This is a genomic window from Runella sp. SP2, assembly GCF_003711225.1.
Classification (GTDB): domain Bacteria; phylum Bacteroidota; class Bacteroidia; order Cytophagales; family Spirosomataceae; genus Runella.
In genome coordinates this window covers 5532616-5545420 of sequence record NZ_CP031030.1, presented here as the reverse complement: position 1 = coordinate 5545420, position 12805 = coordinate 5532616, and the positions used below count along the sequence as shown (strand labels likewise).

Genomic DNA, 12805 nt, shown 5'->3' with positions numbered 1-12805 from the left:
AAATTAGATGGTTTTGGGCTAAAAACGCCAAAGTGGTGCCCAAATTGTGAATAGTTTTGTTAATGATTCCTAATGCTTCAAGGTAATTTTGGCGGTTTTCTGCACTTCTCCCGCCATGAGTCGAGCGTAGTAGGTACCTTCACTCATGAACTGTACATTGAAAGGAACGGTGTAATTGCCAGCTTCTTGTTGCTTGTTGACAACCAATGCACCCACTCGCGTTCCGCGCGAATCATACACGTAAAGCGACACTTCGGCGGCGGCGGGCAAGCGGTATCGAATGTTGATTTGTTGATTAAATGGATTCGGAAAAATTTGAAGAAACTCATCCGACTCGGTTGAAGCTACCGAAGTGTTTTGTGGTTTTGCAGGTGTTTTGGTTTCTTCTACTTCTTGTTCTTCTTCGTCCTCTTCTTCTTCATTGGCGGCCGCAACGGCTTCCATAGGCTCTTCGGAATTAGCTACTATAGGCGCGTTTTTGAGTTGGGTTGCCAATGGTAAAATAACCTTCTCTGGCTCGGGCGCTGCCTCAATCGGTTTGGAATTGGTGGTTAAGCTACTGGCTTCCGTGGGTTGACTTTCGTTGTGCAGGCGATTAAAAGCACTCACCGTGTAGTTGTACTTGGTGTTGGGCTTTACTTGATTATCGGTAAAACTGAAGGTAGATTCACCTTCGGTATTTACCACAATGCTTCGAATGGCTTGGGCTGAGCGCAAGTCAATCGACGATTGCTGGCTGCTGCGATACACCACAAAATAGCGGGCTTTGTCACGCTCAGAAGTCAATTGATAAGGAAAAGACCACGAGAGGGTTACTGTGTTATTATCGTTAAGCTTGGCGGTCAGTTCTCTGGGGCTTGGCGGAGCTGCTTGGGTTTTCCAAGGCATGGCAGGCACCAAGGCAGGGCTTTGATATACTTCTTGGCACAAGGCATCGCAAAAGCGGTTGGGGTTATTTCTCAGGGTTTTGGCACTGAATAAAATACTTCCATGAACATTCTCAAACGAACGATTATAGCGCACTTGATTCGGAACTTCCAATGGACGTTTCCAGTGAGAGTCGCTATTGACTTTATAGACGCCGTGACCAATGTAGAGGTGAGGTTCGGAGACATTATCACTCCACCACGACACCAATTGGGCATAATTGGCGGTCGTACTTCCCATGCTCCAATACACTTGCGGGGCAATGTAGTCCACCCAGCCTTCTTGCACCCATTTGCGAGAATCGGAAAAATTGCCTGAAAAAGCCTCAAAACCACGAGAATTGGAGCCTTCGGGAGAACTGCTGCGATTGCGCCAAATTCCAAAAGGCGATACCCCAAATTTAATCCAAGGTTTGACGCGGCGGATACTATCTGATACCGTTTTGACGAGCAAATTGACATTATCGCGCCGCCAATCGGCTTTGTTGGTAAAACCTCGGCTGTAGTTTTGGAAAGTCGCTTCGTCGTTTAGGTTTACTTTAGGAACGGGATAGGGGTAAAAATAATCGTCGAAATGAATGCCGTCCACATCGTAGCGGCGAACGACGTCCATAACCACGCGGGTGACGAAGTTGCGCACTTCGGGCCGTCCTGGATCGAGAATACGTAACGAGCCGTAGGATAGAAGTACATCGGGGTGCGTTTTGGCGATGTGGTTGGGGGCCAGAGAAGCCCGACGAATATCGGTGACGGCACGGTAGGGGTTTATCCAAGCATGAATCTCAAGGTTACGCTTGCGGCATTCTTGAATGGCAAAAGCAAGCGGGTCGTAGCCAGGTGATTGACCCTGCTGTCCCGTTAGCCATTCCGACCAAGGTTCGAGTTTGCTCTCATAAACGGCATCGCAGGCGTTGCGAATTTGAAAAAAAACGGCATTTAGGCCCCTTAATTGAATCAAATCCAGTAAATCGCGAAGTTCTTGCTGCTGTTGCTGCGCCGATAGCCCTTTTTGAGAAGGCCAGTCAACATTGCCCACATTGGCAATCCATACCCCCCGAAACTCGCGTTTGGGCTGGGCAAAAAGTGAACAACTAATCAGCAGTAAAAAAAGTGTATATCTCAAAAATGACATGGTATGAAAGCTCAACGTAGAAAACCCCGCAAAATTAACGCCAATCTCTCACATAATGGTACGTTTGGGGAACAACAAAGTAAGAGGAGGGGGAAAAAGAAATAGCCGAGACACTTCGCAGTGCCTCGGCTTGGTATTAAGAGAATTAGAAAATCTCTAAAAGTCCATGAGTCTTTGATAAATAGAAGTGTTCAAGGTCAATAACTTTTGATGTTAAAACAGAGGCAATGACTTTTGTGGAGGAGTTGCCAAGTTTTAAAATAATGACCTTGGGAGGAAATCCATATAGGTTAGCCAGTGATTCAAAATCTTCATCAAAAGTGACGATGACCAGTTGATTTTTCTTAGCGTATTCCCAAATTATACGGTCAGAAATTGGAAAGGAAACCCCAATACGACTGACATGTAAGCTTTCAGGGAAAATTTCAATAAGTTGTTTTATAATTCGGTAAGATATGTTTTCGTCGAATAAAAGCTTCATGCTGCTGTAATCAAAATCTTGGTATTTTCTTCACGATTGGCAGCAAATGCTAAAGACGCCAAAATGTCCTCTTGGGTGAGTTGAGGAAAATCTTCAATGATTTCTTCGTGGCTCATTCCACTTGCTAACCAGCCTAAAATATCCCATACTGCGATACGAGTCCCTTTGATGCAAGGCTTACCAAATCGAATTTCTGGATTGATACTAAGCCGTTCTTGAATATTTATCATAGCCTTTTCATTTTTCTTTTCAAATATACACTTTTCTCGTTTTATGAATTAAAAAACAGCCGAGACACTTCGCAGTGCCTCGGCTTGGTATTGCCTGAATGAATGAAAGTAAGACCTAAAACGCAATGGTATTGACCGTCGCAGAACTCGAAGTAGTGGTGGTTGATTTGAGCGTTGCTCCTGTGTTCGAATACGTGCCCCCCGTGTATAAGCCCCATCCTGACGAGTTACCTACGTAGCTTCCGCCCGTGTACGTTCCGCCGAAATAGATTTTGTACTGACTTCCTTTGGCTAAACTTGGATTCGAGAAATGGAAATAATAATTGGCATTTTTAGGTTTGAAAGTTACCATTTCTTTGCCAGAAGCATCTTCAACCCGTAATAGTGAAGACGAGGCTAGTTGGGCACTTGAGGTGATGTACATACTTACTTGTGTAGAGCTTGTACTCATGGCTTTGGTCATTCTGGCATTTGAGCCACCTGAAATAACGACACCTCCGTTTATCAAAAAACTGCCGTTTACGTCCACTCCCTCTTCGGGTGAGCTTGTGGGACCGCCTACGATGGTTGTTCCGCCAGTAATCGTAATATTTCCGTTACTGTCTATTCCATCGCTTCCTGCAACGATGATGATGCCACCCTTAATGAACACATTACTCCCGTCATTGGATGAGGTCCCACCAGTGGTTGTTCCCATGGAAGCATTAATTCCATCGTTAGAGGCGGTTACGTTGGTAAGTCCGCCCGCAAAGGTGATAGTTTTGGACTCGATACCTTCGGTTGCTTTGGTGATAATCAGGGTGCCATCATTAATGGTAATCGACGTTTCTGATTTTAGACCATCGTCGGTAGCGGCAATGTTGAGTTCACCGTTGTTCATCACAAAAGCACCGTCGCTCTTAAAACCCTTGGCTTCGCTGGTATTGGCTGTGTTATAAGTATATTTTGTCCCAGTGGCAGAGATAGTGGTTGTTCCACCGCTGACGGTGGCGGTTCCGTCAACGCTGATGCCTTTGGCGCCTGTTCCCGTACTGGTGACGGTCAACGTTCCGCCTTTGATGGCGAGGTTTTTGTCGCAGTTAATTCCCGCTGGGGCGGCAATGTCGGCGTCGGCAGTATCGTAATAAGCTGCTCCTGAGGTGGTAATTTTGACCGTACCCGAGGTAATGGTGCAATCGCCGCCCGTTTTGATTCCTTTAGAACCTTTGCCCGAAACCGTAAGTGTAACCGCATCGGTTCTGCCAATTGTTGTGTAGCTTTCGCTTTTGATGGCGTTGCCTTTGTCGCCCGTCGTTGTGACCGTAATTTTGCCTCCTTTTATCAAAACATAAGGCGTAATGGTAGCATCGGTTCCCTCGTAAGAAGCCGTGATTCCGTCGTTGACACTATTGATGGTGACCACCCCGCCGTTGATGGCTACGTAGCCTTCTTCGGCTTCGATGCCATTACTCGTTGCGGCAGTTACAGTAACACTTCCGTTGTCCATCGCAAAATAATCGTTCGCGTGAATACCGTCACTAGCCGCCGATTTGATGACGATATTGGCTTCGCTGACGTAAATATAGTCGTCGGATACGATGGCGTGTTTGTTGTTACCTGTAACGTTCAACGTACCTGTTCCCATAAAACTCAATTGCCCTTCTCCGAAAAGTGTTCCTTTTTGGTCTTCTGAGCTGGTGGCATAGGTGGTTCCATCGACAAGGGTGTTGGTGCCGACTACGTTGATGGTTGCTTTTTTGCTCGACTGGATATTGATGGCAGGGCCTGCACTGTTGGTAATGCTAACGCCTTTGAGGGTGATGTTGAATTTGTATTCGCTGTAAATCTTAAAGCTTCCTTTGGTGGCAGTACCCGATAAAAGGTACACGATTTCTTTGGAGGTATTGGTTGATTTTACGGTGATATCAGCCCCGCTGGTAGTTACTGTTACGCCGTCGTTTTGGAAGGCATTACTAACAGAAGCGCTGGTTCCCGAATAGGTAATCACAACGGTGTCTTTGGCAGTAGAGGCGGTGCTTGAAGCACTGATAGCGACCGAAACCGTGCAGGTTTGTCCTCCCAAACTCAAGTTAAAAACAGCCGTGCCCGTCGAAGTAGGTGTTCCCGCAATGTTATAGACCAGCGTGCCCGAGCCATTGGCCAGCGTGCCTGCTGCCAAAGTAGCCGTAAGCCCTTCTACCCCCGTCGATGAAGCCGTCGAAACATCATAAGCACCGCCATTTCCGCCAGTGTAGGTGATGGTCACTGTGCCAGTGTAAGCCACGCCGTTGGTTCCTGTAGTAGGATTTACGGTTCCCGTGAGCGTTGCGACACTCGCTTTTGAGGCAGTGACAGGCAATGCCAACGTACAGGTTTGCCCGCCTAAATCAATTGAAAAGTTGGCAGTTCCAGCCGAGGCAGGGGTGCCCGTAATCACAAAACTGGCGGTGCCGTTTCCATCAGCTAAAGTACCTGCCGACAAGGTAGCAGTTAATCCCGTTACGCCCGTAGAAGCAATGGCCGTTCCTTCAGCGTAGGAGGCGCCGTTGCCGCCCGTATAGGGGACGCTCGAGGTGGCAGTAAACGAAGCTCCGCTTGTAGCAGAAGCTGAGAAGGTAGCACTTGAACAATTTAATGATGTGATGGTGGCAGCGTTTTCGGCGGTGATTTCCTTGTCTTTACAGGCTTGAAAAACCAAAATAAGAGCCAAGACAAAGCTCGCTACTGCAAAACGTTTTTGATTCATGGTATCAGATGGTAAAAAGAGTATTGGTGTATCAATGTGTGTGTACTTTTGAGATTTACGTACCTTCTGGTGTTTGCGTTGCAGTTTTGGGCTATTTCTTAGGGAATAAAGCACAAAAAAGCCGAGACCATTGCGGGCCTCGGCTGAAGGAAGAAGAAAAGCCGTTTATTCTATGGCTTCAAGACGGTCTTTGAAAATTGTTACGAGTTTGTATTTACTACTCATTTCGAGCGCTGTTGGCCAAACTGAGAGGATAATTGAGTGAAACTCTTTACGCAAACTGCTGACACGCTTCTATATCCTCGGGTTCGAGCATTGGGTACTGATAAAGAAGCTCCTCTTGAGAAGTTCCTGCAAATAAAAACTCTAAGACTGTTTGGACTGTAATTCGCATTCCACGAATAATCGGACGTCCATTGCATATATCTGGATTGATGGCTATGCGTTCTGTAATGTAGGTAGTCATGGATGTTTTTTATTTTTTCAAAATTACATATTGTTAGTTTCATTACAAAAAAGCCGAGACCATTGCGGGGCTCGGCTGAAAGGGGGAATCTAATTTGATTAGTTCTCGTCGGGAGAAATGTAGCGAGCAGGCCGCCACGTATTGTTACGAGGGTTGACGTCAGGGGTTTTTGAATCAGGGTCAATCGTGACCGATTTAAGCGGTCCTTTGGTAGGGGCTTTAAATGTCCACGAACCACTGCGTTGAAACACCTCAACGGGGAGTTGAATCCGCGTTTTTTTACCGTTGGTTTCTTCCAATTCTACTACGGCAGGTAAGGCCCACTTTTCTAAATTCTCAATCGTAATGATCGAACCTTTGGCGGGAGTTTGTTCTACGTATTGTACTTCTTTGACGGCTTGGTCGAGTTTATAATTTTCGTAAAACCATCCTTTCCAAAACCAACCCAAATCTTCGCCTGTGCCATCTTCCATGCTGCGGAAAAAGTCGTAAGGGGTAGGGTGTTTGAAGGCCCAACGTTTTACGTATTGTTTGAAAGCATAATCAAAACGGTCGCGGCCTACCACCACTTCGCGTAGAATCTTGAGGCCAATCGCAGGCTTGTAATACGCATCCCAACCAAGATTGGTCGTTTTGATAACGTCTGGAATGGTAATGATAGGATCTGCACCGTCGCGGAAGAGGGTAGGGGCAATGTTTTGAATATCGTCCAAACGGTCTTGGTTGTACTCGCCGTCGTTGAATGCCTCGGTTGAAAGCATGTTGATAAAAGTATTAAAACCTTCGTCCATCCACGCAAATTTACGCTCGTTGTTTCCCACAATCATCGGAAACCAAGTATGCCCAAATTCGTGGTCGGTGACGCCCCAAAGCGATTCTTTTTTGTCGTTGTGGGCGCAAAAAACAATGCCAGGGTATTCCATTCCGCCTACAATTCCTGCGACGTTACTGGCGACGGGGTAGGGGTATTCGAGCAAATATTTTGAATAAAATTCCAAACAACCTTTTACGTATTCTGTGGAGCGTCCCCAACTGTCATTGCCTGCACTTTCGACGGGGTACACCGACTGCGCCAAGGCGGGTTTACCGCTTGGTAGGTTCATTTTGGCGGCATCCCATACAAACGACTGCGAGGTAGCCCAGGCCACGTCGCGGGCGTTGTTACAACGGAAGCGCCACGTGAGCATTCCTTCTTGTTTGGGGCGAGAGTTTTTGTCTTTTACTTCTTTTTCTGTGCGAATCATCACCGTTTTGTCACTTTTACGGGCTTCTTCAAGGCGTTTGAGTTGCTCCGAAGTGAGTACTTCAGTAGGGTTGAGCAATTCACCCGAACCTACCACAATGTGGTTCCAAGGTACGGTGACGCTGTATTCATAATCGCCATAATCTAAGTAAAACTCCCCTGCACCGAGGTAGGGCAATACGTTCCAGCCCTCGATGTCATCAAAAACGCACATGCGCGGATACCATTGTGCCATTTCGTAAACTATGCCGTTGCGCGTGTCGAGTTTTCCCATGCGGTCGGAGGCGTACGACGGAATTTTAAACGAATACGTGACTTTGACTTTGATAATGTCGCCACCCGACTTGAGCGGCTCGGCCAAACGAATCTGCATACGGGTATCATCGACAATGTACTCGGCAGGTGCTGCTTTGCCTTTCCCTTGCTGGACTGTCACGGTGCTAACCACGTAGCCGCCCTCAAACCCCGAATTACCATAACGGCCACCGCTGAGCGGTGTTGTTTTTCCACTGCGAGAGTTGTCATTGAAGGCATTTTGGTCGAGTTGTAGCCAGAGAAAAGGGAGCGTTTCGGGGCTGTTGTTGGTGTACGTAATTTCTACTTCACCGCTGAGTTGATTAGCGCCTTCATCGAGGGTAGCCGCAATTTTATAGTCGGCACGATTTTGCCAGTACCGAGGCCCTGGTGCACCGCTTCCTGTTCGAAACTCGTTGGCAGGCTGATAGTTAAACAATGGGTTAAATAATACGTGTGGATCGTATTTGGAGGTTGTGGGTTGGGCGTGGCTCAACGAGGCAAGACCAATCAAAAATAAAAGACAGAGTTGTCGAAACATTTTAGTGAAATTTGCAGAAAAACGAAGGTAAAACAGAATTGTTGTAAAACGTAACAAAGACAGTCGGAATCGCCAATTTTGGGCGTATTTTCCCCCAATTTGGAGGAGAAACGCTACTAATTGTCCTTGCACCAATTGCGTTTAAAGTTGATTCCAAATCACAATAGACGCTCAGGCTAACTGTTTATTTGAAACGAAGTACGTAACTCTACTGTTTGCTTATAAATTCAATAGTAGGAATGGCATTACAAAAAATACCCGTCAATCTGATTACAGGTTTTTTGGGCGTAGGAAAAACAACCACGCTCCAAAACATTCTTAAACGCAAACCCGCCGACGAACGCTGGGCGGTGATTATCAACGAATTTGGGGCGGTTTCTATTGACCACACGCCTTTTGCGGGTACAGACGAAAATGGCTTAGTAGTGAAAGAGGTCGCGGGGGGGTGCATTTGTTGCTCCGCCAATTTGCCCATGCAAATGACCCTGACGCTGGTGCTGCGTCAAATCAAACCGCATCGGATTTTGATTGAGCCCACGGGAATGGGGCATCCAGAGGCCATTTTGGACATGCTTCGGGGAAAGTTTTTGAAAGATGTACTTGATATTCGGGCAACGGTGTGCTTGGTGGATCCTCGGCAGTGGGACAAAGAGGAATACCGTGAGCACGAGACATTTATTGACCAAATTACACTCTCCGATGTGTTGATTGCCAACAAAATAGACCTCGCAGGGGAAGAATTGACGCGTGAGTTTTTGGGCTGGGCCAAAGAACTGTTTCCGCCGAAGATTCTAATTGGCGCCGTCGAACAGGGCGATGTTGACCCTAATTGGTTGAACATTGAGCCTTTTCCAAATCGCAAAGCTTTGCACCCCAATGCCCATGAGCACGAACATCACCACCACCATCATCACGATGAGGCACACGACCTGCCTATTCCTGAAGTGGGCAAACCGTTGATGAAAGAAAGCCACGGTTTAGGAAGGTACAGTTGCGGTTGGGTATTCTCGCCCGATGAGGTCTTTGATTTACAAAAATTGAAGGCTTGGGTGACTTCCCTCAAGCATGTTGAACGAGTAAAAGGAGCGTTTCGGACGGGTGTCGATTGGGTGTTGATTAATTCGGTTCGAGGCGAGTTTTCGATTGAGTACCTTGCTTACCGCCGCGATAGCCGCGTGGAGTGCATCGGAGGAAATCCGCTTCCGTGGAAGACCTTGGAAGAAGGTTTGAAAGGTTGTTTGTTGGAACAAAAATAACCCAACATGAAAAAAAACGTCGGGATAGCGATGGGGTTGAGTGCCGTAGTGTACCTAACGTACGCGATGGTGCAGCCCACATATTCCTACGAATTGTTGGACAAGCGTTTTGATGCGCATAAGTACGCGGAAAGCTATCGGTATTTTCGGGGTCTAACGCCTGATTATCTGCTTTCTTTTCCGTTCAATACCCGAACTTTGAGCCCGTGGTTGGCGGCGCATTTTCCCTTCCATGACCTAAAAATAGATTTTGTCGGCCTCAATGGTTTGTTTGTGGTGCTGACCGTAGGGCTACTGACATTGATTTGGCAACGACTTCACTTTCGCCTTTCAGTCATTGGGCTGGGGTTGTTTTGGATATTTTTTCATTGGAAAGGACTGGTGCGCATGTACCTGCCCGACCCCGTAACGGCAGATGTGGGAAGCTATTTTTGGTTAACGCTCTTGCTGTTTTTTTTGGTTTCAGAAAGTAAAAACTGGCTTTTTATAGTGCTTGTGGCCGCTTTAGGAACGCTACAAAAGGAGTCTTTTATTGCCGTCCTTGGAAGTATGGCTTTGTGGAATGGGGTGAATAGCTTTGTGTTTAACAAGCCAAAACGGCCTTTTTTTATTGCATTATCAGCCCTATTGGTGGCCTTGTTGGTGTATTACGTAGCTTCGCATTTTTTCCCCTCACCTACGTCTGATTGGCGTAATAACTCTTTGGTAACGTTACTTCGAGTTGGAAAACGTTATCTCGTAGAACCAGAGTTATTAGTGCGAATTCCCATCAGCTGGTTGTTAGCTTTTGGAACTTTGTGGCTATCGGCCTCACCCAGTAAGCGTTTTATTTCTCTCTCCTGGAAGGAGAAAAGCGTTCAAAATCCCCCTCTCCTGCAAGGAGAGGGGGACTCAGGGGGTGAGGTGAAAACTCATTTACAAATTCAACTCATTTTGTGGCTATTCCTCAGTGTGTTTGGCGGAGGTGATACGAGCCGAATTTTATTTAACGGAATGCCGTTTGTGTTGACATTTTTGCTGTTGCGATTAAATCAGCAGCCTACTTGGGTTGTTGGCTACGTGCTATTTACATCGTTGCCGTTGATGCGTTTGTACGAATTAGAACCCGATTTAGGTCGATTTCCTGCCCAGACACGTCGCTGGTGCGTAGAGTGCTGGCCCGTCCGTGAAAGTTGGGGGTATACAGCGTACGCTTTGGCGGTTTTAGCGGGTTATTATTACCTTTTGCGACATTTTAACGTCATTGGCGGTCGTAAAACGCAGGAGATACAAGCCCGCAGGTAATTTGCTGATATCCATTGGGAGCTCGGTGGTTGGTTGTGGAACAATGATGCTGCTAATGAATTGTCCACTGATAGAAAACAGCTCAAGCGTTCCTTTTTCGGGAACTTGGGCGTAAAGAAAGTTGGAAGTAGGATTTGGATACACAAAAAACTCCAGCTCATTGCCAGTGGGAGTGCCCTTGGGTGAGTTGTTTTTCAAAAAACGTATCCCACCCGTATTGCTTCCAATAAGGAGTTCGGGAAGTTGGTCACCGTTGACATCTCCTACCGCAGGAAATAGGCCCACGCCAATGCGGATAAATTCGGATTTATTGCTAAATGCGTTGAAAATGAGGTTGCTATCGCTTTTAAACGTAGTCAGTGTGGTAAAGTTTTGGTAAACACGCAAGCGACCCAGCAAATCCCCCATGATAAGCTCAGGTTTTTGGTCAGCATTGAGATCAGCCACGACCATGCCTTGCGCGCGGCGCTCAAAATCCACGTCAATTCCGCCAAAAGCTTCACTTTTAAGTTCGTAGATGGGGGATGCCGTACTCCCCACATTTTGGTGAAACTCCACATTCCCCGAATTTTTACTCACCAGTACGTCTAATTTCCCATCTTTATCAATGTCGTAGTAGAGTAAATTCTCTCCGTTGGTAAAATTTTTCGGAAGCGGCATTTTGGTGATTCGACTCGTATCTAGCCGCATTGCTTGTCCGCGAGGGGCGAGGTTAGGCAGGTAGCGAATATCCATTCCCCTGAAAGTATTGGCCCAAAATCCCAAATCAGTAGTACCATCGCCATTCAAATCCGCAAAAAAAGGTTTGGCATTCACCAAACTTACGTTTTCTTTTTTAAAAAGCTGGGCGCTCAACCCGAGAAAGTCTTCATTGATAAATTCAAAAGCGGCTTGGGTAGCGTTACCTGTATTTCGGAAAAATGCAATGCCTGCCCGATAACCATCAGTGGCGCGTAAACCACCGTAACCCGCGACTAAATCTAAGTCACCATCACCGTCAATATCCGCTAAGGCAGGGGTGGCGTTTTCTCCCAAATCAATCATCCCATCTTGGAGAAAATCCATTTGACGATAGGTAAACTTAGGGTTGGTAGTAGTTCCTTCGTTTTTATACAACCAGTTGGATTGCCGTAAATTGAGCAACGGATTGGTAGCAATGTCGGTACTGCTGGGGCTGGCAATCAAGTCCTTTTGACCGTCGCCATCAATGTCTTCTAAGTAAGGAGAAGGAAAAACGGGGAAATTGATGGGGGTGATGGAAGGGAAGGAAGCTTGCGCACTGCCAATGAGCGCTGCCATTCCGTTTCCACCTACATTGGTCAGCATCACTACGTTGTCACAAGCAACGTGGCCGTGTAGCACGTCTTTTTTGCCGTCGCCGTTGAGGTCACCAACCCAAAGGGTATTTCCTGCGTGGGCAATGCGCGCGTTGGAGGGGTTTTGGAGTGCAACGTCGATAGGTGGAAGATTAAAAAGATATTGGTCACAAAAGGAAGTAGCGCTGAAGCGTCCCCAATTGTTGGTGGTTTTCTTAAAAATGAACGGATTTGTACTTTTTTGTTCTTTGCTAAAATTTTGATGAAGCTCGACCGAAGTCCCCGTAAAATCGAAGGTAAGAATGTCAATGTCTCCGTCGTCGTCGATGTCAGCAATCGCGGGTAAGTCGGTGGAAGGAACGTATAAGTTGATATTTCCTGAAAAACCTTGCGTAAGAATGGGGTCAGCAATTAGCGACCACGAAAAGCCGTTGGAGGTAGCTACATTTCTAAAAACCCGAATACCGCCGTTGGTGCTGGTAAACAGGTCTTTGCGGCCATCTTGGTCAAAATCAACGAGTAACATCCAATGAAGCATGTCCGCAGGGAAGCGCGTTTCGTACTCAGGGGCGTGTTTCCATTGATGCCCAGTCGCTTGTGGTACGGCCAAAAACGTATTGACCGAATGGCTCGAACGCTCAAAAACAACCAAATCCTCGACTCCATCGTCGTTGAGGTGCATCTTAGAAAACTGAGCGTTGTTTAGCCCACCCGCCCAAGGGTTAAGAAGCTTTTTCCCCTGAATTGTCACGGCAACAGCATTGTCCCACTGAAAAGAAAACGACTGAGCCAATGCCGTGAAAGTTGTGCATACACCTAAAACAATCCCTGCCAAACCGCGAGACGCAAAGGAATGGACAAGTGGTGCGGTGAAATTTGGTAGCAGAAGCTTCATCAGTTGGTCAATTTTT

General features: G+C 46.8%; 9 protein-coding genes. 2 read left to right on the top strand and 7 right to left on the bottom strand.

Annotated elements, in window-relative coordinates; translation table 11 throughout:
- Positions 1–69 precede the first annotated feature (69 nt).
- The 6 genes from DTQ70_RS22395 to DTQ70_RS22370 all read right to left on the bottom strand — a co-directional run bounded on the left by DTQ70_RS22395 (position 70) and on the right by DTQ70_RS22370 (position 8038).
- Complete coding sequence (locus tag DTQ70_RS22395) at positions 70–2058, bottom strand: family 10 glycosylhydrolase (protein ID WP_122932869.1); 1989 nt, start codon at positions 2056–2058, stop codon at positions 70–72.
- Positions 2059–2203: 145 nt separating this feature from the next.
- Positions 2204–2539, bottom strand: coding sequence for a DUF5615 family PIN-like protein (locus tag DTQ70_RS22390; RefSeq protein ID WP_122932868.1), 336 nt, complete (start codon positions 2537–2539; stop codon positions 2204–2206).
- The gene (locus DTQ70_RS22385; protein ID WP_122932867.1) at positions 2536–2769 is read right to left on the bottom strand and encodes a DUF433 domain-containing protein; all 234 of its coding nucleotides are present in this window, start codon (positions 2767–2769) and stop codon (positions 2536–2538) included. The genes DTQ70_RS22390 and DTQ70_RS22385 overlap by 4 nt, the downstream gene beginning before the upstream one ends.
- Positions 2770–2884: 115 nt before the next feature.
- A complete protein-coding gene (locus DTQ70_RS22380) occupies positions 2885–5494 on the bottom strand; it encodes a carbohydrate-binding domain-containing protein (protein WP_122932866.1) in 2610 nt (869 codons plus the stop codon).
- Between the two features lie 271 nt (positions 5495–5765).
- Positions 5766–5960: a DUF433 domain-containing protein gene (locus DTQ70_RS22375; RefSeq protein ID WP_122932865.1), complete on the bottom strand. Its 195-nt coding sequence runs from the start codon at positions 5958–5960 to the stop codon at positions 5766–5768.
- Between the two features lie 98 nt (positions 5961–6058).
- Complete coding sequence (locus tag DTQ70_RS22370; protein WP_122934516.1) at positions 6059–8038, bottom strand: M1 family metallopeptidase; 1980 nt, start codon at positions 8036–8038, stop codon at positions 6059–6061.
- A gap of 239 nt (positions 8039–8277) precedes the next feature.
- On the opposite strand from DTQ70_RS22370, the gene DTQ70_RS22365 reads away from it, so the two are divergent.
- Positions 8278–9294 (top strand): GTP-binding protein, encoded by a 1017-nt coding sequence (locus DTQ70_RS22365; RefSeq protein ID WP_122932864.1) that lies wholly within the window; start codon positions 8278–8280, stop codon positions 9292–9294.
- A gap of 6 nt (positions 9295–9300) precedes the next feature.
- On the top strand, positions 9301–10578 hold the full coding sequence (locus DTQ70_RS22360; protein WP_122932863.1) for a hypothetical protein: 1278 nt from the start codon (positions 9301–9303) through the stop codon (positions 10576–10578).
- Here DTQ70_RS22360 and DTQ70_RS22355 read toward each other — a convergent pair.
- On the bottom strand, positions 10498–12789 hold the full coding sequence (locus tag DTQ70_RS22355) for a T9SS type A sorting domain-containing protein (protein ID WP_122932862.1): 2292 nt from the start codon (positions 12787–12789) through the stop codon (positions 10498–10500). The genes DTQ70_RS22360 and DTQ70_RS22355 overlap by 81 nt on opposite strands.
- Positions 12790–12805: the final 16 nt, after the last annotated feature.

Bases quoted from the DNA above. Each gene is read 5' to 3' on its own strand.
- DTQ70_RS22390 (WP_122932868.1), bottom strand. From the start codon at position 2,539: ATGAAGCTTTTATTCGACGAAAACATATCTTACCGAATTATAAAACAA.
- DTQ70_RS22395 (WP_122932869.1), bottom strand. From the start codon at position 2,058: ATGTCATTTTTGAGATATACACTTTTTTTACTGCTGATTAGTTGTTCA.
- DTQ70_RS22380 (WP_122932866.1), bottom strand. From the start codon at position 5,494: ATGAATCAAAAACGTTTTGCAGTAGCGAGCTTTGTCTTGGCTCTTATT.
- DTQ70_RS22370 (WP_122934516.1), bottom strand. From the start codon at position 8,038: ATGTTTCGACAACTCTGTCTTTTATTTTTGATTGGTCTTGCCTCGTTG.
- DTQ70_RS22365 (WP_122932864.1), top strand. From the start codon at position 8,278: ATGGCATTACAAAAAATACCCGTCAATCTGATTACAGGTTTTTTGGGC.
- DTQ70_RS22375 (WP_122932865.1), bottom strand. From the start codon at position 5,960: ATGACTACCTACATTACAGAACGCATAGCCATCAATCCAGATATATGC.
- DTQ70_RS22360 (WP_122932863.1), top strand. From the start codon at position 9,301: ATGAAAAAAAACGTCGGGATAGCGATGGGGTTGAGTGCCGTAGTGTAC.
- DTQ70_RS22355 (WP_122932862.1), bottom strand. From the start codon at position 12,789: ATGAAGCTTCTGCTACCAAATTTCACCGCACCACTTGTCCATTCCTTT.
- DTQ70_RS22385 (WP_122932867.1), bottom strand. From the start codon at position 2,769: ATGATAAATATTCAAGAACGGCTTAGTATCAATCCAGAAATTCGATTT.